We start from the raw sequence: 23,560 nt of genomic DNA on the forward strand, positions 1-23,560 counted from the left end.
GCTATAAAAATGCGCCTAATAAACGTATAGCACTCAATAGACACGTTTTTCAAGTTTTCATAAAAACCAAAATATATCTTAAAAATATATTAAATTCATTAACTTACATAAAATAACTCATTTTATGGTATTAAAAAATATTTTATAAACTAATTCTTGACCACCAAATAAATGGTGTATACGTTGTTTTATAGCATTCAAAAAAGATTCCGGTAACGCCTCACACGGCAGTCAATTAGGTAAGCCCTATCCCCTAGGTGCTGCGTAAATAAACGAGTGATTGGCGAATAAAACAGCGAGGAAACCAAGATATGAACAACAAACCCACCATAGCCGTTATTGGCGCTGGCCTTGGCGGCGCTGCAGCTGGCGCGCTGCTACAGCAAGCGGGTTACCCCACCAAGGTATACGAACAGGCCCCGGCATTTTCTCGCTTAGGCGCCGGTATTCACCTTGGCCCTAACGTGATGAAGGTCATGCGCCGAATCGGCATTGAGGAGAAGCTCAATGCCATGGGCTCACACCCCGATTACTGGTTTAGCCGTAACGGCATGACGGGCGAGTATCAGTCACGTATCCCGCTAGGCGAGTTTGCCCGCGAAAACTATGGGGCGGCCTACATCACCGTACACCGTGGTGATCTACACGAATTGATGGTCAGCACACTCGACCAGGACAACCTCTATTTCGATAAGCGTCTGGTCGATGTGGATGACAGCGGCGACAAGGTGGTCATGACCTTCGCCGATGGCTCAATCGAAGAAGCTGATTTAGTGATCGGCGCTGATGGCGTTAATTCGCGTCTGCGCGAGAAGCTGCTTGGCCCTGAAGCCCCGATCTACAGCGGCTGGGTTGCCCACCGGGCCATTATCTCTGCCGAAAAACTCAAGGCATATGACCTGGATTTTGAAGCCTGCGTGAAGTGGTGGTCGGAAGACCGGCACATGATGGTGTACTTCGTGACCGGCGACGAGAAGGAGTATTACTACGTGACAGGCGTGCCTGAACCCGATTGGAACCACGGCACTTCCTTCGTCGACAGCTCGCGCGAAGAGATGCGCAAGGCATTCGAGGGTTACCACCCCACCGTCCAAGCGCTCATCGACTGCACCGAAAGCGTCACCAAGTGGCCGCTATTGGAGCGCAACCCGCTGCCACTGTGGCATGAAAATCGGCTGGTGCTGCTAGGTGACGCCTGCCACCCGATGAAGCCCCATATGGCCCAGGGCGCCGCCATGGCCATCGAAGATGCCGCCATGCTGGTGCGCTGCCTGGAGGAAGTGGGCGCCGAGCACTACCAGCAGGCATTCGAGCTGTACCGCACCAACCGTTTTGAACGCGCCTCACGGGTTCAGCAGGTTTCCCACGACAATACCTGGTTACGGGAAGACGAAGATCCGGCCTGGGTATTTGCCTATGACCCCTTTGAAGTACCGCTGAAGCAACCCACCAGTGAAGGGAGCCCAGTATGAGCAGCACCTATCTCTATGGCGCCAACGTGCAGGCCAATGGTATTCGTCAGCACTACCTGCGCTTCGCTGACAGCACCGAGACCTCGCGCCAGCCGCTGGTACTGATACCGGGTATTACCAGCCCGGCCATCACCTGGCGTTTTGTGGCCGAGCGGCTCGGTCAGCATTTCGACACTTATGTGCTGGATGTCCGTGGACGCGGCTTGTCGTCTACCGGTCCTGATCTGGCCTATGACACCGACACGTGCGCCGACGATGTGATCGCCTTTATCGATGCACTGGGCCTGAGCAATGTCATTCTGGCAGGCCACTCCATGGGTGCGCGCTTTGCGCTACGCGCTATGAGTCGCGGCGCCAAGGGTATCGACAAACTGGTACTGATCGACCCGCCGGTTTCGGGACCAGGACGCCGAGAGTACCCCAGCAAGCTGCCCTGGTACGTGGACTCCATCCGTGACTGCACGCGAGGCGCCGATATCGAAACCATGCGCCACTACTGCCCCACCTGGAGCGACGAGCAGCTGCGGTTACGCGCCGAGTGGTTACACACGTGCTTTGAGCCCGCCATCGTTCAGGCGTTTGAAGAGTTCCACAGCGTCGATATCCATCAGGATTTCCCTGCTATCAACGTGCCCACGCTGCTGATGTGTGCTGGCAAAGGGGGGGTTATCCAAGATGAAGATCGCGCCGAAATACGCTCTCTACTACCGACGATTCGTATGTCTACCGCCGAACAGGCGGGTCACATGATTCCCTGGGATGACTTCGACGGCTTTTTTGTCGCCTTTGAAGACTTCCTGGGCAGACAACTCTAACAAAGGCCAATGATCATGAGTCACAGCACTATGTCTAACAATTCCATGACCAAAACATACCGCATCGGCCAGATCGTCCCCAGCTCCAATATCACCATGGAGACCGAGATACCGGCCATGCTGGCTGCACGGCAGTTGATTCGCCCGGAACGCTTTACCTTTCACTCCAGCCGCATGCGTATGAAAACGGTCAGCAAGGACGAGCTGGCCGCGATGGATGCGGAGTCGGATCGCTGCGCCCTGGAGCTCTCCGATGCCGCCGTAGATGTGATGGGGTATGCCTGCCTAGTCGCCATTATGGCGATGGGACCCGGCTACCACCGGGAGTCGCAAAAGCGTTTGCGCAGCCGTACTGAAGAGAACGGCTGCGACACACCGGTGGTCACCAGCGCCGGTGCGCTGGTCGATGCGCTAGGCGTGATGAAAGCCAAGCGTGTGGTGGTGGTGGCGCCTTACATGAAGCCGCTGACCGAAATGGTGGTGGACTACATCCGCCAGGAAGGTATTGAAGTACTCGACTACCGCGCGCTCGAAATCCCCAATAACCTGGATGTCGCCCGTCACGATCCGGCCAATCTTCCCGAGATTGTCGCCAGTCTCGACTTAAGTAATGTGGACGCTATCGTCCTGTCAGCCTGTGTACAGATGCCGTCGCTACCCGCCGTCGCCAAGGTTGAAGCCCTGACCGGCAAGCCGGTGGTGACCGCTGCGATCGCAACCACCTACGCCATGCTCAAGGCACTCGACCTGGAGCCCATCGTCCCAGGTGCAGGCGCGCTCTTATCAGGGGCTTACTAACTCAATCAGGTGCTTATCAACGATATTAAGTACTGATTAAGGAGACGGCCATGTCGCCACACAATAGTGATAACAGTGATAACGTTAGCGATAACACTGCCATGGACAACTACCGAGGCGTATGGGATGGACGCATCGGCTTTGGCAAATCGCCTGCGCTGCTAGTGGTTGATTTTATGCAAGGCTACACCACCCCAGGTTCACCGCTATTTGCCCAGGGCGTGGTGGATGCCGTCGCCAATATGCCGTCGCTTTTAAACACCGCGCGGCGGACAGGCACGCCCGTTATTCACACGAACATTCTTTATCACGCCCCGGATCAAATCGATGGCGGCATTTGGGTCAAGAAGGCACCGGTAATGCGGGCGATGGTGGCAGGTAACCCTTATGCGGAGTTCTGCCCCGAGGTGGCACCCCGTGAAGATGAGCTGGTAATGACAAAGCAGTATGCCAGTGCTTTCTTTGGTACTTCGCTTGCCTCAACGCTGGTCGCCATGGGGATCGATACGCTGATCATCACCGGCTGTTCCACTAGCGGCTGCATTCGCGCCACCGCCGTTGATGGAGTACAGCACGGCTTTCGGGTGATGGTGGTACGTGATTGCGTGGGCGACCGCCACCCCGCACCCCATGAAGCTAACCTGTTTGATATCGATAGCAAGTATGGGGATGTGGTTGGACTGGATGAAACGCTGGGTTACTTAACGCAGCGTTAGGAATGGCCAAAATGCGGGCGAAGGGAACGTCTTTTTGGGTCACCCGTCCGCGTTCATTTTTTCCAGCAGATGCATTAAGGCAATCCGCTCTGCCGGATTGAGATTTCTCATGGTCTGATCGCTAATTTGCTTGGCACTGGGCACCATCTCCTCTACCAATGTCTCCCCAGGCTCGGTGATCACGACCATGACTTTGCGTTGATCGTTGGGGTCAGTGGTGAGCGAGATCCACCCCCGCGCTTTAAGACGTTTAATGACGCCGCGGATAGTGGCTGGATCAATCGCCGTGGCGTTGACGATATCGGTTAACGAGCTAGGGCCACGCTCCATCACCGTGCACAGCGTGACAAATTGAATGGCCGTGAGCTGTTTATCGCTGCTGTAACGCTGAAAAATAGCCGTATGCCGCTGGTAGGCTTTACGCAGTAGATGCCCTACTTGCTCAGAAAAATCATACCCCTGCTCTGAAGGCGTAGGGTGCTCGCCGGAAGACGAGTGTTTGAACGCACTATCCGTTGTCATTCCATCTCCTTAATCTATTGGCGACGTCGTCTATCGAGTATGGCACTGGTGAATAAAAGGATGCATCAACGCAAGAAATACTGCTTGCGCTGGATCAATTCATCATGCTTTTATGGCGTACACGCCACAATTTTACCTTAGTTATCGTTTTTTTCATCACCTAAAATTCATCCGCACTGATTATCTTAAGCGCTAGCGTGGGAGGCAGACATGGCTGATAGATCAGACTATACGAGAGAGTCGCTGCTGTATGGGTCTGATGTTCTGGTGATCTACCGCGACCCGGTTACGCCACCCAAGCCCGCCCCCGGACAGCCAGGTACACACTCAAACTTCACCCCCCATGAGCCCGAGATATTCATTGCCGTACTCAGCGATAGCCATATCGTGGCTTTCAACGGCCACGTAGACCTAGGCACCGGCATTCGCACAGCACTCGCTCAAATTGTCGCAGAGGAACTTAGCGTCGCGTTCGACAGCGTCACCATGGTGCTGGGCAACTCTCTTGAAGCCCCTAACCAAGGCCCCACCATTGCCAGTGCATCGATTCAGATCACCGCTGAGCCGCTGCGCCGGGCCGCAGCCCAAGCGCGAGAGTACTTATTAACGCTGGCAGCCAAACACTTTGACGCTGAACGCTCTCTACTTCACTGCCAAGACGGGGCTATTTATCTCAACGACACCCTTCAGACCAGTGACATTGATAAGCCCCGCCCGCCCGTTAGTTACGGAAAGTTACTGCAGAGTGCTCGCCATGCGTTAAAGCTTGCCGATGAGGTGCTGCTTAAACCGGTCAGTCATTACACCCTAGTCGGCCAATCGACCGCACGTGTGGATATACCTGCCAAGGCCACCGGGCACTTAACCTTTATCCACGACCTACGCCTGCCCGACATGCTGCATGGGCGAGTGATTCGCCCGCCTTATGTAGGTCATGATAGTGGCGACTTTATTGGCAACAGTTTAATCGCGGTAGATGAAAGCTCTGTGGCGCATTTGCCAGGTGTGATAAGCGTCGTGGTGGTCGGTGACTTTGTTGGCGTGGTGGCCGAGCGTGAAGAGCAGGCCGCCGAGGCAGCCAAGCAGCTAAAGGTTCATTGGCGCCCAATCGAAGGCCTGCCTCAGTTAGACAATATAGAGCAAGCGCTGCTCGACTTACCCGGCAAGCAGCGCATCCTCCTTGAAGAGGGTGATCTCGACAGCGCCCTTGCTGCCGCAGAACATCCGCTCAATCGTCACTATGTGTGGCCGTTCCAACTGCATGGCTCCATCGGCCCTTCGTGCTCCGTCGCCGATGCCAGAGAAGATGCCCTTCACGTTTGGTCCGGCACCCAAAACCCACACAGCCTGCGCGCCGACCTCGCGCGGCTTACCGGTTTGGATGAAGGCGTTATCACCATTACCCGGATGGAAACCTCAGGCTGCTATGGCCGCAACTGCGCTGACGACGTTGGCGCCGATGCCGTGCTGCTCTCTCAGGCGGTGGGTCGACCTGTTCGCGTGCAATTAACCCGTGAGCAGGAGCACACCTGGGAGCCTAAAGGCGCTGCCCAGTATATGGCCATCCAGGGTGGGTTAAACGCAGATGGCAGCCCGGCAGGTTATCGCTTTAACACACGCTATCCTTCTAACAGTGCCCCTACGCTGGCACTGCTGCTGACCGGCGCTGCCTCACCGATTGATATCCCTTTTGAAATGGGTGATCGAACCTCGGTGCCGCCTTACCGCTATCCTCACCGCCAAATAGTGTGCGACGACGTCCCGACCCTGGTACGAGCATCCTGGCTACGTGGTGTATCGGCATTGCCCAGCACCTTCGCCCACGAAAGCTATATTGATGAGCTTGCCTATTTGGCGGGCGAGGATCCGGTCGCCTATCGGTTGCGCTATTTAACCGACAACCGCGCCTGCAAACTTGTCGAAGCGTTAGTCGAACGCGCGAATTGGAAATCCGGCATCGCCAATTCCAACCCAAGAAGCGATGGCGAGTGGCGCTATGGCCGAGGCTTCGCTTACGCCCAGTACGTGCATAGTAAATTTCCTGGCTTTGGCGCCGCGCTCGCCGCCTGGGTGATTGAGCTTAAAGTCAATGTGAAGAGTGGGCGGATTGTCGTCGAGAATTTATATGTAGGACAGGATGCGGGCTTGATGGTGAACCCTGCCGGCGTTCGTCACCAAGTACATGGCAATGTGATCCAGATGCTCAGCCGCACGTTAAAGGAGCGGGTAACCTTCGAGGATGGCCTACCGACCAGTAGAGAGTGGGGCGGCTACCCAATCCTACGCTTTTCGGAGCTTCCTCCCATCGATGTCATGCTGCTTGATCGACCTGAACTGCCACCACTCGGCGTTGGAGAATCCGCCTCGCTGCCTGGCGCTCCCGCGATTGCTAATGCGCTTTTTGATGCAATAGGCGTAAGGCTTACCCAGCCGCCATTTACCCCTGATACCGTTCGTAAAACCTTGGCAGCGTCTCTCAAATATCCACTGGAGGCCGTCAACTAATACACTACGTTGATCTTCAGGTGACTGAATTCTAACGAAAGGAGCAGTAAAAATAATTATTTAGACTTAAGTTTAAAGATTAGAAGCCGTTAATAATTAGCGGTAGCAAGGAACTTCCAGGGAACCATAACATAGTCAGAGTACGGCACTGATTGACTAACAGCGACCTACTACTGACCTATACGTCGAGGCAACAAATGAAAAAAATTTCTCGTCTCTCACTGACGCAGAAACTGCTGGCTGCTGTCGCCATTCCACTTCTAGTGGTGGCTGTCGTTTTAGGTATTGTCGTCAATCAACAGCTCAATAATGCTATTCCATCGTTAATCGATAATGCAGGGACTCGGCAAGTAGAAGCGCGAGCCGATGAAATTAGCCGCTGGATTACAGGATACCGTAATTGGATAGCCGTACTTGCTAAGGATGAGCGTTTGGTAGAAGACGTGCCCATTGCTTCTCATCGCGAGTGGCTCGAAAAACGCTATCCTCCTGGGGGCACCATTGAGTCACTTTTCTTCTCTGATGCTTCCGGGGCAACGTTGACCCACTCAGGCGTCAACCTGGATATAGCCGAACGTCCCTACTTCCAGGCCCTCGTGACAGAGGGCAGCCAAGACAGTCTTCTCAGTGATCCTGTTATCTCCATGATTAGTGGTTTACCAACGGCTATTGTCGCCGACACCGTGTTTGATGAACGCGGTAATAGGGCAGGATTGCTAGGCATGACGGTCTCCATGGCTGCCGTTTCTGATATTACCTCCGATATCAATGTTGGCGAAGGAAGCTATGGCTGGCTCATCGACAGCCAGGGGCAAGTCATTGCCCACCCGAATGAAGAGTATCGGATGTCGCTCAATTACACCGATGCCGACCAGCAGGGCTACCAAGGTCTGGATGCGTTGAGCCAACAAATACTCAATGGCACGGCTGGCTCAGGTGAAATCACCATGCCCAGCGGCAAACAGACGGTTCTCATGTGGAGTCCGGTGGAAGGCACCTCCTGGGTGGTGGGTGTCACTGTCCCCATCACCGCCTTTACGACCGTGACCAACAGCCTGCTGCAGTCGCTACTGCTGGCAGGCGGACTGCTGCTGATATTGCTATTGGTGGTGGTTGCCTATGCGGCACGTCGCGCTCTCGCGCCAATCAAGCATACGGCAACCGCTATGGCAGACATTGCCCAAGGTAAAGGCGACCTGACGCGCAGATTAGAAGCCAAAACAAACGATGAAATTGGCGACCTTGCCCATGGCTTCAATGCGTTTGTGGAACGCATGCAGTTAACCCTTCAGGAAGTACGCCAGAACGCTCGCACGGTATTATCAGATGCCAGCGATATGGCGGATGGTACCCAGGAACTTTCGTCGCGCACCGAGCAAGCGGCAGCCAACCTGCAGGAAACATCCGCTTCCATGGAGCAGATTCACTCCACCGTGGCGCATACATCCCAGGCCTCCGAACAGGCCAATAGCCTAGCACTAGAGGCTGCCAATGCCTCTGAACGTGGCACTGAGTCAATGAACCAGATGGAAGCCAAGATGGCGGCCATCAGTGATTCGGCCAACAAGATCAGCGATATCATTGGCTTGATTGACTCGATTGCGTTCCAGACCAATATATTGGCATTGAATGCCTCGGTGGAAGCAGCACGTGCTGGCGAGCAAGGCCGCGGATTCGCTGTCGTCGCTAGCGAAGTGCGCACTCTCGCCAGTCGCTCGGCTTCGGCTGCTCACGATATTCGTGCGCTGATCGATATGTCCGTTAGCCACTCAAGAGAAGGCGGCGACATCGTCAAGGCAGCGGCTATGCGTATGCAGGAGATTCGTCATAGCGTTACTCAGGTGTCGGATGTGATTGCCGAGATTGCGGCCGGCGCTCGAGAGCAAACGACCGGCATTCAGCAAGTCAATACCGCCGTGGCAGAGATGGATATGATGACCCAGCAGAATGCCGCCATGGTCAGTCAAAGTGCAAACCTTGCCGCTTCCATGCGCGACAACGCCCGCAGCCTGGATCAGTTAATGAGCGAGTTTGTGCTCAGTGATGGCGCCACCGAGAACTCAGCACTCCCCTATACGGCAGCACATCAAGCTCGCGCAAATACTTCTTTACCCCAAGCATCTAGCCGCCGCCCACAGGCCGCCCAGCAAAAGCATGAAGTAGCGGAGTGGGAAGAGTTTTAACCTCCTCTCATTATTAACGCCAAAGGCACCCATTTTTTGGGTGCCTTTTTCTTTATGCTAGCCTGATATCGTGCGTGTATTACTCCATGTGCAGCAGCGTATAAAGCGCTTCACTGGCGTGGCGCTCATCGCGCTCGTCAATACTGCCCACCCCCATTTCACGATCATTGTCGTACACCACAAAGACACGCTCATGATCCAACACCGCCAGCCCTTCTGCTTTGTGCTCGAATTCAAACGGGGTGCCGTCCATCCCGCGTACCAAGGCAGGTGGCTCGCCAGTGGTGAGGTGTTCCAGCTCCATCACCCATAGGTAACCGCCAATGCGTGCGACGTTATCAACCTCCGTTTCAAAGCTGGTCATCAGATAAAGTCGATGGTGGTAAGGGTCATATTCAAGACTCGACAATCCGCACTCAATCGCTACCCCTTCATGCTCAGTCGGTTCAAAAGCGTAGAGTTCGCGCAGCTCATCGATAAACTCGAGGTTGCCAGACGCATTCACCACATAGTGGGCGCCCACCACACGGCTCACATAAGAGAAGTCATCATGCCGCTGTCCCTGCTCGCGTACGCCGAAAAGCAAAAGACCATCGCCTAGCTCGCCAGGCACTGCCGCCAGCCCTTCAATCTTGTAGTAGGGCAAGCCAATCGCATGGTTCAGCTTATTACGTAACTCCAATGACCCTTCCACCCCGTCACGGGGGTCAGGATCTACCGCTTGAACCTTCTCAGGCTCACCCAACGGCCAAATCAATAAATGGTTATAGGCATTCAGGTCATGGGTCGCGTCGTCGATGCGATCAAAACCCGTCGTGGCCAATACATGCTTACCATCGGCAGTCAGTGCGAAGTCTTCATACTTCACCGCTCGCTTGATCAGCGGCGTTGTAAAATACTCAAGCTGTGAATCATCCGGCCCGTCATCCGTCATCGGCAAGGCAAAGACCGCGGAACGATGCTCTCCTGGAATCGGCTTATCGCTGGCCAACAGTAACCGCTCACCGTCATACATAACCGCCGACACTTCGGCATTGGCGAGCTTTCCCTGCTCATCGCGCAGGCCAACGGGGAAGCAGTGAATACTGCCCTGCTGCAAGATTCTGGCTTTCTGCATCGTTATACTCCTTGGAAAGGTCACTTCTACTGACAGCGTCAAGGAGAGAAAACTCCCGCTTCTAAAACACCATGCTGTTCAGCAAGCGATGGTCACCCTATCAGCAAGTAACAAAAAACCCGCATCTTTCGATGCGGGTTTGGGTAGAGACGTAACGCTTAGTGTTGGTTACGCGACGTCAAAGCGGTCCGCGTTCATCACTTTCGTCCAGGCAGCGACGAAGTCTTTGACGAATTTCTCGTCGTTATCGTCCTGGGCGTAGACTTCCGCATAGGAACGCAGTAGCGAGTTGGAACCGAACACCAGGTCAACGCGAGAAGCGGTCCACTTAACGGCATCCGTTTGACGATCACGGATTTCGTAGGTGTTTTTACTCACCGGCTTCCAGGTGTTGCCCATATCGGTCAGGTTGACGAAGAAGTCGTTGGTCAACTGGCCTTCACGGTCAGTGAATACGCCATGCTTGGTACCGCCATAGTTGGTGCCCAGCACACGCATGCCGCCGAGTAACACGACCATTTCCGGCCCTGTCAGCCCCATCAACTGCGCGCGATCCAGCAGCAGCTCTTCCGGCTTCACGACGTAGTCTTTCTTCTGCCAGTTACGGAAACCGTCAGCCAGCGGCTCTAGCGGCTCGAAGGATTCGCCGTCGGTCATCTCGGCAGAAGCGTCGCCACGGCCTTTCAGGAAAGGCACGCGAACGTCATAACCTGCAGCTTTAGCGGCTTTTTCGATCGCAACACTGCCGGCCAGAACGATGACGTCGGCAAGGCTAGCGCCGGTGTCGGCAGCAATCTTCTCGTACACGGCTAATACGCTGGCGAGACGCGCAGGCTCGTTGCCTTCCCAATCCTTCTGGGGCGCCAAACGAATGCGTGCACCATTGGCACCGCCGCGCATATCAGAGCCGCGGTAAGTGCGCGCGCTGTCCCACGCAGTGCTGACCATGTCGCTGATGCTCAAACCGGCTTCGGCGATTTTCTGCTTAACCACTTCTTCGCTGTAGTCGGTGCTGCCAGCCGGAATAGGATCCTGCCAGATCAAGTCTTCAGCGGGCACTTCCGGGCCGATGTAGCGCGCTTTCGGGCCTAGGTCACGGTGGGTCAGCTTGAACCACGCCTTGGCGAAGGTCTGCTTGAAGTACTCCGGATCCGCCATGAATTTTTCACAAATGGCGCGGTAGGTCGGATCCATCTTCATGGCCATATCCGCATCGGTCATGATCGGATTGTGGCGAATAGAGGGGTCGCTGGCGTCAACCGGCTTCTCCTCTTCCTTAATGTTGATGGGCTCCCACTGGTGAGCGCCTGCGGGGCTTTTGCGCAGTTCCCACTCGTGTCCAAACAGCAGGTCGAAATAGCCCATGTCGAACTTGGTAGGGTGAGTGGTCCAGGCGCCTTCAATGCCCGATGTCACGGCATTGCTAGCTTTACCACCCATGGACGGGTTGCCCCAGCCAAAGCCCTGGTTTTCAACGTCAGAGGCTTCTGGCTCAGCTGCCAGCGCTGCCGCGTCACCGTTACCGTGGCACTTACCCACGGTGTGTCCACCGGCAGTCAGGGCAGCGGTCTCTTCATCGTTCATTGCCATACGGGCGAAGGTTTCGCGAATCTGCTGACCTGTCTTCAGCGGGTCAGGCACGCCGTTAACGCCTTCAGGGTTAACGTAGATAAGCCCCATCTGAACCGCAGCAAGCGGATTCTCCATGGTTTCAGGCTTTTCAACATCGCCATAGCGCTCGTCGGAAGGTGCTAACCACTCCTTCTCATCGCCCCAATAAATGTCTTTTTCGGGTTCCCAGATATCCTTACGGCCAAACGAGAATCCGTAAGCAGGAAGCCCCATAGATTCATAAGCAACGGTGCCGGCCAGAATCATCAAGTCCGCCCAGCTAATTTTGTTGCCGTACTTCTTCTTGATCGGCCACAGTAGACGACGCGCCTTATCAAGGCTGACGTTATCCGGCCAGGAGTTGAGTGGTGCAAAGCGCTGACTGCCGGTACCACCGCCGCCACGACCGTCAGCAAGACGGTAGGTGCCAGCAGAGTGCCATGCCATGCGGATCATAAGACCGCCGTAGTGACCCCAATCAGCTGGCCACCACGACTGGCTATCCGTCATCAGCGCGTGAACATCTTGCTTGAGCGCGTCAAAATCGAGCTTTCTGACCTCTTCCCGATAGTCAAAATCTGCGTCCATCGGGTTTGATTTGCGGTCTTGCTGGTGCAAGATATCCAGGTTGATCCCTTCCGGCCACCAGTCTTTGTTAGACGTGCCTGTGGAGGTATTACCACCGTGCATTACAGGACATTTACCACTCATTAGCTCTCTCCCCTTATTGCTTTTGTCTTGGTTGCATTTATCGTAGCAGCTACCAAGTCAACTGATGGTGAGCGCCCTTACCTTAGTGCTATTGCTTTGCCTGCTATGCAGGAAAAGGACGCTTCACTCAATGGGTACTGTTTTAAAGCAGATCCGTCATAGGCACAATTTGCTTTTTATGACCGCTCTAATAGTTTTTTCCCATCAAGCTACTTATCGCTACTAACGGGTGAACTCCTCGGTGTCGATATCCGCCTGCTGCGCCTCGCTGTAGCGCGCCCCCGCGACTTGGTCTGGCGTCATGATGGCATCCAACTGCTGCATTGTGGTGACATCCAGGCGCAGCGTTTCCGCCGCCAAGTTTTCCCGCATGTGGTCAGGTGAGCGTGTACCCGGAATGGGGATAATGTCATCGCCTTTGGCCTTCAACCAGGCCAGTGACAGCTGCCCAGGCGTCACGCTTAAGACCTGTGCCATCGCCGCAAGGCGTTCAAATAATTTTATATTATGTGGGTAATTTTCGGCGCTGAAGCGCGGCATGTGACGGCGCATATCGCCGTCTTCAAGACGCGCTGGGTCTTGAATGGCGCCGGTTAAGAAGCCTCGCCCCAGAGGGCTAAACGCAACCATGGCCGCGCCCACCTCTCGGCACGCATCGATCAGGGCGATTTCAGGGTTGCGCGTCCACAGCGAGTATTCCGACTGCACGGCTGCGATAGGGTATTCAGTTGCCGCACGGCGCAACGTTAGTGCAGAGATTTCCGACAACCCCACGCCACCAATTTTGCCCTCTTCCATCAGGCGCCCTAGTGCGCCGACGCTCTCTTCGATGGGGACCTGGCGATCCAGGCGGTGCAGGTAGTAGAGATCCAAATGGTCGGTACACAGGCGCGCAAGGCTTGCTTCGCACTGTTTGCGCAGGGTTGCCGGGCGGCCGTCAATCACCCGTTTGCCTGTCTCAGGGTCCATCGCCATGCCGCATTTACTGGCTAGAAACAGCTGGTGCCGCTTGCCCTCCAAGGCGCGCCCGACCACTTTCTCATTGGCCGTGGCCCCATACAGGGTGGCGGTGTCAAAGTGGCGATAGCCCATATCAAAGGCCTCATCCAGCGCTCGTAAGGCCGCGCTTTCAGGCACGATGCTGCCATAACCGTGAGAGAGGTTCATACAGCCCAGACCAATCGAAGGAGCATTGACAGCGTTAAGGCGTTGGAAAAAATTCGACATAGAAAATCCCGTCTTTAAAGATTCGTTTTATAACGTTTCACCACCAAACTGCAACGCGGCTAAATGACGATAAAGCGGGCTGGTAGTGATTAATTCGTCATGGGTGCCCGCTGCGATTAGCTTTCCACCATCAAGCACCAGCAAACGGTCAGCGGCGATCACCGTCGCCAGCCGGTGGGCGATCACGATGCTGGTGCGCCCCACCATCAGTCTGTCCAGCGCCTGCTGCACCAACCGCTCGCTCTCCGCATCCAGCGCGCTGGTGGCTTCATCCAACAGCAGCACGGCGGGATTCTTAAGCAACGCCCGGGCAATAGCGAGCCGCTGGCGCTGGCCACCGGAGAGCTGCACCCCACCGGGGCCAAGCGGTGTATCAAAACCTTGTGGCAGCGCATCGATAAAGTCGAGGGCGCTGGCGTCCTGGGCAGCAATGTGTAATCTATCGATATCAGCCTCGGGGTCTCCATAGCGAAGATTCTCGGCCACCGTGCCGCTAAACAGCACCGGCTCTTGCGCCACCAGCCCCATGGCACTGCGTAAGGCAGCAAGCTCTAAGGTGCGGATATCACTGCCATCAAGGCTGATATGCCCTTGGCTAGGATCATAAAAGCGCAGCAATAACGCCAAGAGGGTGCTTTTACCTGCCCCCGAAGGCCCCACCACCGCTACCCGTTCTCCCGGCTTAATATGCAGATCAAACCCTTCAAGCGCTGGGGTTTCCCGGCCGGGGTAGGTAAACGTGACGTTCTCCAGGGTAATCTCACCACGAGAAGGGCTTGGCAGGCTATGCGGATTCGCGGGCGACTGGATAACAGGTTGAGTATCGAGCAGTTCCAATAAACGCTCCGCCGCCCCAGCAGCGCGCTGCACATCTCCCGCCACTTCAGCCAAGGTAGCGATCGCCCCCGCCGCCAGCACAGCATAGAAAATAAACGCCGAGAGTTCGCCCGCACTCATGGTGCCGTCTAGCACCGCTTGTCCGCCCTGCCAGAGCATTAAGCCAACCGCGGTAAACACCACCAGCATGGCGATACCGGTCAACCAGGCGCGCTGCTGGGTGCGCTCCACGGCGCTGCCGAATGCCTGCTCTACTCGCTGACCGTAGTGGGTTTTATCCGCCGCTTCATGGGTAAACGCCTGGAGGGTTCGTATGCCGCTCAGTGCCTCCTCAGCATAACGACCAAGTTCGGCCACGCGATCCTGACTGGTGCGCGAAAGTCGCCGTACCCGGCGGCCATACCATACGATGGGCAACAGCGTGGCGGGGATACCGATCAACACCATCGCCGAGAGCCACGGCTGAGTCACCAGCATTAGCACCACGGCGCCTACCAGCATGACCAGATTACGCAGCGCTAGCGAAACCGAAGAGCCAAACAGGCTTTGCAGCACACTGGTGTCCGCGGTCAGCCGAGAGGCAATTTCCCCCGCGGCGCGGCCGGAGCTTGCGCTCTCGAAAAAGCTGGGTTCCAGGGTGAGCAAATGATCGAACACCCGTTGGCGTAAGTCAGCAGCCAAACGCTCGCCAATCCATGTCACCTGGTAATAACGCAGCGCAGAAGCAAGCGCCAGCACCGTGACCACTACCAGCATCAGCACCAACGCTTGGGCTAATGCTTGCTCATCGGCGGCTAGAAAACCGCGATCGATAACCAAGCGCAATCCGTTACCCAACAGCAGCACACTGCCCGAGGCCAATAACAGCGCCAGGCCAGCCAGGGCTAGACGTAACCGGTAAGGCCGCAATAGGCCCAGCAAGCGCAGCAGCACCCAGGGATTGGGGCGTGGATTCATAGTAGCGAGTGCTCAACAGAGAAGGCGGTATCAGACCATAGCAGGAGTGTTGGCGACATGCACCGAAACAAAAAAGCCCGCGAATGATCGCGGGCTCAGCACCTAATTAATAGGTTAGTTTGTTGCTACCTGGGCTAGGCTTAATCAATCAGCGGTAGCAGTGTATTCAGGCTATCCCGGGCATCGCCGTAGAACATGCGCGTGTTGTCTTTGAAGAACAGCGGGTTTTCGATACCCGAGTAACCGGTACCCTGGCCGCGTTTGCTGACAAACACCTGCTTGGCTTCCCATACCTTCAATACCGGCATACCGGCGATAGGGCTATTGGGGTCTTCCTCAGCCGCGGGGTTCACGATGTCGTTGGAACCAATCACGATCACCACGTCGGTGGTGGCGAAATCGTCGTTGATTTCATCCATTTCCAACACAATGTCGTAAGGCACCTTGGCTTCCGCCAAGAGCACGTTCATATGCCCTGGCAAGCGTCCCGCCACCGGGTGAATACCAAAGCGTACATTTTTACCCGCAGCGCGCAGTTTACGCACCAGGTCGCTCACCGCGCTTTGCGCCTGGGCCACTGCCATGCCGTAGCCCGGGACGATGATGACGCTATCGGCATCGTTCAAAGCACTGGCCACGCCACCGGCGTCAATCGCCACCTGCTCACCTTCGATCTCGGCCGCTGGCCCTTGACTGCCGCCAAAGCCGCCCAAAATGACGTTGATGAAGTTGCGGTTCATCGCTTTACACATGATGTAAGAGAGAATCGCACCCGATGAACCTACCAGCGCACCGGTGACAATCAGCAAATCATTGGAGAGCGTAAAGCCGATAGCGGCCGCTGCCCAGCCAGAGTAGCTGTTGAGCATGGAGACCACCACCGGCATATCGGCACCGCCAATGCCCATTATCAGGTGATAGCCGATAAAGAACGCCAGCGCCGCGAGCACCAACAGCGTCCAGAAGCCAGCACCGTTCAGGTAGAGAATAGCCAGTAGCAGTGACAGCACTGCCGCCCCCGCATTGAGCATATGCCCGCCTGGCAACTGACGAGGCTTACCATCCACTTTACCCGCCAGCTTACCAAAGGCGACCACCGAGCCGGTGAAGGTGACTGCGCCAATAAAGATACCTAGCACCACCTCAACCTGCAGGAACATCAGCTCGTCGGGGGCTTTGGTGGCGACCAGCGCCGCAAAAGCGGAAAACTGATCCATCGACGCCTCAGCGGCGCGCGCGGCCATGACCCGGCGGCGCTCTAAATCAGCGCTCCAAGCCACCAGTACGGCGGCCAACCCCACAAAGCTGTGTAATGCCGCCACAAGCTGAGGCATTTCGGTCATTTCGACCTTGCCCGCCACGTAGGCGCCAATGCCAGCGCCGATCAACATCATCGGTATCAGCCACCAGTAGCCGCCGATGCCTGGGCCGAGGGCTGTGAAGAACACTGCCACCGCCATGCCCACAATGCCGTACCATACGGCTCGCTTGGCTTTCTCTTGGTTACTCAAGCCGCCTAGCGACAGAATAAACAGTACGCTCGCCGCGATTGCCGCGGCAGATACGAATCCTTGACCTAACATATCGTCTCTCCGCCGCTTAGGATTTTTGGAACATGGCCAGCATCCGGCGTGTCACCAGGAAGCCACCCACGATATTGATTGACGCGATAAGCACCGAGATCGCCGCCAGCACGCCTACCACTACGCTGCCGGAGCCAATCTGCAGAATCGCCCCCAAAATAATAATGCCCGAGATCGCATTGGTTACCGCCATTAGCGGTGTATGCAGCGAGTGGCTCACTTTCCAAATCACCTGGAAGCCGATAAAGCAGGCCAGAACAAAGACAATGAAATGCTGCATAAAGGACGCCGGGGCCACTTGGCCCAGCAGCAGCATCAACACGCCGCCAACAGCCAATAGGCTCACCTGGCGCTTGGTTTGCGCTTTGAAGGCGGCGAGCTCAGTGGCCTTTTTCTCTTCCGGCGTGGGTTCTTTCTCTTTCTTCTTGGGTTTTGATGCGCCAATCGCTTTCACTTTGGGCGGCGGCGGCGGGAAGGTAATTTCGCCCTGATGCGTCACCGTGGCGCCACGAATCACGTCGTCGTCCATATTGTGATTGATCACACCCTCTTTGTCGGGTGTCAGGTCAGTCAACATGTGACGGATATTGGTGGCGTAGAGCAGCGATGATTGCGTGGCCATGCGCGAAGGAAAATCAGTATAGCCGATGACCACTACGCCATTATCCGATACCACGCGCTCATCAGGCTTGGTCAGGTCGCAGTTACCGCCCTTCTCGGCGGCCAAATCAATAATCACCGAGCCCGGCTTCATCGCCGCGACCATATCTTCCAGCCACAGCTTGGGCGCAGGTTTGCCGGGAATCAGCGCGGTGGTAATCACGATATCCACGTCCGGCGCCTGTTCGCGGAAGCACTCAAGCTGCTTTTCGCGGAATTCTGGGCTTGAAGGCGAGGCGTAGCCGCCGCTTTCGGAACCGTCCTGGCTATCTTCGAAATCGAGAAACAGAAACTCCGCGCCCATGGATTCGATTTGCTCGGAAACCTCGGGGCGCACGTCAAAGGCCCGCACTACGGCGCCCAGGCTGGTGGCAGTACCGATCGCCGCCAAACCGGCCACGCCAGCACCAATCACCAGCACTTTGGCTGGGGGTACTTTACCCGCGGCGGTTACCTGACCGGTGAAGAAGCGGCCAAAGTTGTTGCCCGCCTCAATGACCGCACGGTAACCGGCGATATTGGCCATGGAGGAGAGTGCGTCCATCTTCTGCGCTCGCGAGATACGCGGCACCATATCCATGGCAATCACGGTGGCACCCTGGGCCTTGCACTTCTCCAGCAGCGTTTCGTTTTGCGCTGGCCAGAAGAAGGAAATCAGCGTTTGACCTTCACGCAGCCGCTCGGCCTCTTGATCAGAGGGCTCGCGGACTTTAATGACCACCTCAGCGTCGTTCCAGAGTGCGTCAGTTCCCTCTACGACGGTAACGCCCGCATCACGGTAAGTGTCGTCATTAAAGCCCGCCGCAAGGCCAGCGCCGCTTTCTACCAAACACTCGTGGCCCAGTTTTTGGATCTGCTTAGCGCTCTCAGGGGTCAGCGCGACACGCGCTTCCCCCTGGGCACTCTCTTTTGGTGCGCCTATTTTCACTCGCTTTCTCCCTTGCTTAACCTTATTGCAGTGCCACATTTGCTCAACGGGCACCGCACCTTTAGCGGCGTCTATGATAACGCCTTCATAGCAGTCTAGGATCTAACGGGGTGGCTGCCAGATACTATTCAACCTTTGATACAACAGGGTTGTTTAATTACAACATAGGCTAGTGTGCATGACGGCTAGCCTAACGTCTAAACTCGTTAGCAAACTCAGCAAGTACCCGGTAGAGCCACACGTTGGCAGGATCGTTGGCATACAGACCATGCTGAATCAACGTCATTTTCAGCGTTGGTAGCTCCTTTGGTGGCTCCACCAAGCGTACCGGTAGCATCGCAACGAACCGCTCAGCCATTTGGCGTGGCAGCGTCATGATCGCCTCGGTTAGCGCCACTACCCGCGCTGCAGCGATATAATTAAGGTTTTTAGAGATCACTCGCCGGGTTAAGCAATGCTGAACTAAACAACTATCGATGTTACTGGGCAGTAGGCCGCTGATATCGGCCAGTTCCACATGGAGCTCTCGGGCAAACTGCTCAATATCCAGTGCTTCGCCTACGCGCTCATTATGGCTAGCGGCCAGGCAGACTAATTCCTCATCCATCCAAGGGGTCTGAATGACACCGTTGGGTAGCGCACTCTGGCTATCCAGCCCCACGACCATATCCACATGGCGCTGCTCTAACCCCTCGCTTAAAACGTCGGGAGTAATCAGCTCGATGGAAAAGCTAATGCCCGGTGCGTAGGCCAGTAGTTGGCTAAGAAAAGGAGGGTACATTACCTCTTCAAAATAATCGGTGGTGGCCAGGGTAAAGCGGCGTGTGCTCTTGGCAGGTGAAAACATAGCGGGTGGCGCCAACCCCTCACGCAGCAGTGTCAGCGCCTGCTGTACCACAGGCTGCAGCGCCTGGGCGCGGGGCGTTGGCTGCATGCCGTTTTCGGTACGAATGAATAGTGGGTCATCCAGCGACTCGCGCAAGCGCTTGAGCGCATGGCTCAAGGCTGGCTGGCTTAAAAAGAGCCTTTCTGCCGCTCGGGTTACGTGGCGTTCGCGCATCAGTGCCTCGAAAACCAACAGCAGATTTAGATCGAAATGGCGTAGCGAGCGCATGAGTCACCATCATTCACAATAAGAATGATTAAATTCTAAACATTCATTTAATTTATCACCAATTATTCCTTATCGTCTGCGCCATTCGCACCTGCCAGCGATTAACCAGCACGCAAGGAGACATACCACGGTGATCCACCCACTAACTCAGACCATGCCTAGCCTTTATGGCGATATGATTTCTACCTTTATGGGTGTAGAGAAAGCAACGGATCCAAAGACGACCGATGCTGAAGTGGTGGTGAGTGGCGTTCCCTTTGACCTAGCGTGTTCTGGCCGTGCGGGCACCCGCATGGGGCCAAATGCGATCCGTCAAAGTACCGCCAATTTAATCTGGGAAGGCAAGCGCTGGCCATGGGACTTCGCCTTAGAAGAGCGCCTCAAGGTATGTGATGCTGGCAACGTTGATTACGCTTATGGCGAACCAGAAAGTTTGGTCGATAACCTGGAAAACCACGCCAACCGTTGGTTAAGCGCGGGCAAAAAGATGCTTACCCTGGGCGGCGACCATTACATCAGTTTGCCGCTGTTGCGTGCCCACGCACGCCAACACGGCCCGCTGGCGCTGATCCATTTTGATGCCCATACCGATACCTACGAGCAGGGCACGCGCTTTGACCACGGCACCATTTTTCACCACGCCCTGAAAGAGGGATTGGTAGTGCCCGAGCACTCGCTGCAAATTGGTATTCGCACCAGCTACGACCGCCACAATCATCCTTATGAAGTGCTGGATGCGGACTGGGTCAACGACCACGGTGCAGCCGCTGTACTGGAGCGTATTCGCGCCAAGGTGGGCCATCATCCTGCTTACGTCAGCCTGGACATTGATGGTCTGGACCCCGCCTACGCCCCCGGCACAGGCACCCCGGTCTGCGGTGGTATGTCTACCGACCTGATGCTGAAGGTCATTCGCGGCATGGTGGGCATGGAGTTAGTTGGTATGGACGTGGTGGAAGTGAATCCCGCCTACGATCATGGTGACATTACTTCGCTCGCCGCTGCGACGTTAGGGCTTGAGTTTTTGTACACGCTGGGGGCATCTAAGTACATTTGATGGTTAGAGGCGTAGTGTTTAATTTAACGTTTAGTTAAGGTTAAACGTACCTGGGCCCCGATCAGTTGATCCGCATCACGGTGAAGCTGCTGAGGGGCTTTTTATTTATAAATGGACAGGAATGACGCAATGATTAATCGTGGATGCATTCATCAGCGACCCTACCAAGCGATTGATATCATGCGTGTTTATCAGAAGCCGCAGTGACGATCGCTGCACTGGCAGAGCATACGTTTAAAACCGAAGCGGGGCACCTTCAGAATCTCCCATCACCTGCAGCGTCTCCAGCTTTGCTGAGGTTGACCCAACAAAAGACAGTATCCTTCACCGTGCAGATAGGTCCCGCTACCTGGCTAAGTCAAGCCGTGCTAAGTCAGGCCGTATATTACGTTTCGTTCAGCGTTAAACTACTCTGCCCTACGGCTCTACAATCAAATAACTTCCCAAGCTGATAAAGATCATGCATATACATATCAAACTTTGAAATAACATAGGTAATAAAGATCAGCGTATAAATAACCAGCGCCACTACCAATGGATTGTTGAGCCAAATCAGTAAGGAGCTCGAAACTTCATAATTGAGGGTATAAATACTCATGGCCCCCAACAACTGAATCAAAAAACAATTTAATATAATCAGTGTCATTAAAAACCCACGAACATTCACGCTGGGCAGCGGTGTTTTCCAGAACGGCAGATGGCGAACACTCACATCACCTCTATGAATGCCATTTTTAGCGCCGTTAAAACGCAGACGATCTTTGCGTCGCAATAAGGGAATCGCATATGTACCCTCCGACTCTTTGGCAAAAGCTGCCAGCACAATATTCGAGTCAAACTCAGGACCGAAGGTCTTGTTAACCATCTCATCAAAATTTGAGTAAGAACTCTTGTCCGTTAGATTTTTTGCCCTCGCTGAAAGATTCTCTAAGCAACGTTGGTCAGCAGCTGACAGCTTTTTATCATTGCCAAAATTGATATTGAAGTGTGTCTCATATACTTGATACAGAGCGATCGTAACGCCCACAAAAATTGTAAGAAACAACATAAACATCAGCATTTTCAGATTTCCCTCAAGCAATATCGTTAGCTTTCAAACTACCTAATGACTATGACGATATATTGTTCTTCTGTACAGGATCAGACAGCGATAAATAAGGCAGATCAGACCATCTGGTTACCAGACGTTGACGCCATTTATTGCATCACGGAGGAGCCACCACTACTTAGAGGGCCCTAAAAAGCGTGTTTCACTGATGTTCATTATGGAAGGATCATCCAATGCGGTAAACCGCAGCTCAATGGGCTGGCTTGGCTGTGCCAGATCAGCGGCATCTGTCGTCATAGCGAGACGTAGGTTGCGCGTTTCAAACGATGCCACCTCGATGGTCTCCACTCCCTGCAGACGAAGCCCTGGCAGCCCCGTAGCCGTTACCGCATAGCGATGGGGCTGGTCATCTTGGTTGCGTAGCGTCACGTTGTAGTAATTGATAATGCGGCCCTCGGCGGTACTTTCAAACAGCGTCTGACGATCGCGGGCAATCTCTACATCAATAGGTACCCGAGCGCTCAAGAAGCTGACTAAAAGCACCACCATGGACAATAACGCCGCCGTATAAGCCAACAGCTGAGGGCGCCAGAAACGGGTCGTTTTACCTTCCAGAGCACGCTCAGTGGTGTAACGAATCAGGCCAAGCGGTTTATCGATCCGAGCCATAACGCTGTTGCAGGCATCGATACACGCCGCACAGCCAATACACTCATACTGCAGTCCATCACGAATATCGATACCGGTGGGGCATACCTGAACGCAGAGTTCGCAGTCGATACAGTCACCGGTTCGAGTTGCCTCAACGCCCTTTTGAGAAGGGTCGCGGCGCGGCTCTCCGCGGGCCGCGTCGTAGGAAACAATCAGCGTATTAGCATCGAACATGGCTGACTGGAAGCGCGCATAGGGACACATATGCAGACATACCTGATGGCGGAGCCAACCGGCATTCAAGTAGGTAAACAGGGTAAAAAAACCGATCCAAAACAGTGCCAAGGGGTGTGCGTCCTGGGTGAACATTTCCACCACTAACGCTCTTATCGGTGTGAAGTAACCGACAAAGGCCACCCCGGTTGCCAGCGCAATCAGTAGCCAAGCTGCATGCTTGATGCTTTTGCGCCATAGCGTATCCAGTCTACCTGGCGCTTTATCACGCCGAATGCGACGGTACCGTGGCCCTTCCAAGCGATGCTCAAACCAGATAAACAGAAACGTCCACACGCTTTGCGGGCAGCTGTAACCGCACCACACGCGCCCCGCCACGACCGTAATCAAAAACAACCCGAAGGCACACAACACCAAAATCCAGGTAAGTAAGATAAAGTCCTGTGGATAAAACGTCGCTGCAAATAAGTGGAACTCCTGAGCAGAAAGGTCAAACCACACCAGTGGTCGATCACCCCAATTAATCCAAGGCAAGCCAAAATAGAGCGCCATCAGTAGCCAGTTGGAATAACGCCGAATGCGCTGAAAAAAGCCGCCTATTTCTCGCACATAAATATGCCCCGGCTTAGGAGACTGAGAATTAGAAGAGCTGGGTGGGGGCGTATGATGTTCAACCGCCGTCTCGGTAGTCAGGTCTTGCAGTGGAATGCGTTGCGCCATACCGATATCCAGAAAAGAGGTAGTGGAGATCTATACGATCGTGGGGCGTCACCGGTTATTAGCCGTCACTATGCCCTTCCAGCAGATACCCAAA

At 54.9% G+C, this 23,560-nt stretch carries 17 protein-coding genes; 7 read left to right on the forward strand and 10 right to left on the reverse strand.

Features of this window, described 5'->3' with window-relative positions; translation table 11 throughout:
* Window positions 1–311: 311 nt before the first annotated feature.
* From AC5TBW_RS17490 to AC5TBW_RS17505, 4 genes are read left to right on the forward strand one after another with little or no spacing between them, the layout of a single operon-like run.
* Window positions 312–1,472, forward strand: coding sequence for an FAD-dependent monooxygenase (locus tag AC5TBW_RS17490; RefSeq protein ID WP_495509783.1), 1,161 nt, complete (start codon window positions 312–314; stop codon window positions 1,470–1,472).
* Window positions 1,469–2,287, forward strand: coding sequence for an alpha/beta fold hydrolase (locus AC5TBW_RS17495; RefSeq protein ID WP_495509784.1), 819 nt, complete (start codon window positions 1,469–1,471; stop codon window positions 2,285–2,287). The genes AC5TBW_RS17490 and AC5TBW_RS17495 overlap by 4 nt, the downstream gene beginning before the upstream one ends.
* Before the next feature lie 45 nt (window positions 2,288–2,332).
* Window positions 2,333–3,085, forward strand: coding sequence for a maleate cis-trans isomerase family protein (locus AC5TBW_RS17500; RefSeq protein ID WP_495511985.1), 753 nt, complete (start codon window positions 2,333–2,335; stop codon window positions 3,083–3,085).
* Window positions 3,086–3,135: 50 nt separating this feature from the next.
* Window positions 3,136–3,801, forward strand: a complete 666-nt coding sequence (locus AC5TBW_RS17505) for an N-carbamoylsarcosine amidohydrolase (protein WP_495509785.1) — start codon at window positions 3,136–3,138, stop codon at window positions 3,799–3,801.
* A 39-nt stretch (window positions 3,802–3,840) separates the two neighbouring features.
* On the opposite strand, the gene AC5TBW_RS17510 is transcribed toward AC5TBW_RS17505, so the two are convergent.
* Window positions 3,841–4,323, reverse strand: a complete 483-nt coding sequence (locus AC5TBW_RS17510; RefSeq protein ID WP_495509786.1) for a MarR family winged helix-turn-helix transcriptional regulator — start codon at window positions 4,321–4,323, stop codon at window positions 3,841–3,843.
* Between the two features lie 210 nt (window positions 4,324–4,533).
* Between AC5TBW_RS17510 and AC5TBW_RS17515 the strand changes: the two genes are divergently transcribed.
* Both AC5TBW_RS17515 and AC5TBW_RS17520 read left to right on the forward strand, forming a co-directional pair.
* A complete protein-coding gene (locus AC5TBW_RS17515; RefSeq protein WP_495509787.1) occupies window positions 4,534–6,828 on the forward strand; it encodes a xanthine dehydrogenase family protein molybdopterin-binding subunit in 2,295 nt (764 codons plus the stop codon).
* Between the two features lie 197 nt (window positions 6,829–7,025).
* Window positions 7,026–9,011 carry a methyl-accepting chemotaxis protein gene (locus AC5TBW_RS17520; protein WP_495509788.1) on the forward strand — a complete coding sequence of 662 codons (1,986 nt, stop codon included), beginning with the start codon at window positions 7,026–7,028 and terminating at the stop codon, window positions 9,009–9,011.
* A 79-nt stretch (window positions 9,012–9,090) separates the two neighbouring features.
* On the opposite strand, the gene AC5TBW_RS17525 is transcribed toward AC5TBW_RS17520, so the two are convergent.
* The 7 genes from AC5TBW_RS17525 to AC5TBW_RS17555 form a co-directional block, all read right to left on the reverse strand.
* A complete protein-coding gene (locus AC5TBW_RS17525; RefSeq protein WP_495509789.1) occupies window positions 9,091–10,128 on the reverse strand; it encodes a hypothetical protein in 1,038 nt (345 codons plus the stop codon).
* Between the two features lie 168 nt (window positions 10,129–10,296).
* On the reverse strand, window positions 10,297–12,450 hold the full coding sequence (gene katG / locus AC5TBW_RS17530; protein ID WP_495509790.1) for a catalase/peroxidase HPI: 2,154 nt from the start codon (window positions 12,448–12,450) through the stop codon (window positions 10,297–10,299).
* A 222-nt stretch (window positions 12,451–12,672) separates the two neighbouring features.
* Window positions 12,673–13,677 (reverse strand): aldo/keto reductase, encoded by a 1,005-nt coding sequence (locus AC5TBW_RS17535; RefSeq protein WP_495509791.1) that lies wholly within the window; start codon window positions 13,675–13,677, stop codon window positions 12,673–12,675.
* A gap of 27 nt (window positions 13,678–13,704) precedes the next feature.
* Complete coding sequence (locus AC5TBW_RS17540) at window positions 13,705–15,471, reverse strand: ABC transporter transmembrane domain-containing protein (RefSeq protein ID WP_495509792.1); 1,767 nt, start codon at window positions 15,469–15,471, stop codon at window positions 13,705–13,707.
* A gap of 140 nt (window positions 15,472–15,611) precedes the next feature.
* Window positions 15,612–17,054: an NAD(P)(+) transhydrogenase (Re/Si-specific) subunit beta gene (locus AC5TBW_RS17545; RefSeq protein WP_495509793.1), complete on the reverse strand. Its 1,443-nt coding sequence runs from the start codon at window positions 17,052–17,054 to the stop codon at window positions 15,612–15,614.
* Window positions 17,055–17,070: 16 nt separating this feature from the next.
* A complete protein-coding gene (locus AC5TBW_RS17550) occupies window positions 17,071–18,642 on the reverse strand; it encodes a Re/Si-specific NAD(P)(+) transhydrogenase subunit alpha (protein WP_495509794.1) in 1,572 nt (523 codons plus the stop codon).
* Between the two features lie 190 nt (window positions 18,643–18,832).
* Entirely contained in the window at window positions 18,833–19,756 is a 924-nt protein-coding gene (locus tag AC5TBW_RS17555) for a LysR family transcriptional regulator (RefSeq protein ID WP_495509795.1), read from the reverse strand.
* A 154-nt stretch (window positions 19,757–19,910) separates the two neighbouring features.
* Here AC5TBW_RS17555 and speB point away from each other — a divergent pair, with 154 nt between their 5' ends.
* A complete protein-coding gene (gene speB / locus AC5TBW_RS17560) occupies window positions 19,911–20,813 on the forward strand; it encodes an agmatinase (RefSeq protein ID WP_495511986.1) in 903 nt (300 codons plus the stop codon).
* Window positions 20,814–21,198: 385 nt separating this feature from the next.
* Here speB and AC5TBW_RS17565 read toward each other — a convergent pair whose 3' ends face one another.
* Window positions 21,199–21,873: a hypothetical protein gene (locus AC5TBW_RS17565; RefSeq protein WP_495509796.1), complete on the reverse strand. Its 675-nt coding sequence runs from the start codon at window positions 21,871–21,873 to the stop codon at window positions 21,199–21,201.
* Between the two features lie 162 nt (window positions 21,874–22,035).
* Complete coding sequence (gene ccoG / locus AC5TBW_RS17570; protein ID WP_495509797.1) at window positions 22,036–23,466, reverse strand: cytochrome c oxidase accessory protein CcoG; 1,431 nt, start codon at window positions 23,464–23,466, stop codon at window positions 22,036–22,038.
* Between the last annotated feature and the right edge of the window lie 94 nt (window positions 23,467–23,560).

The organism is Vreelandella sp. ssv, assembly GCF_059448525.1.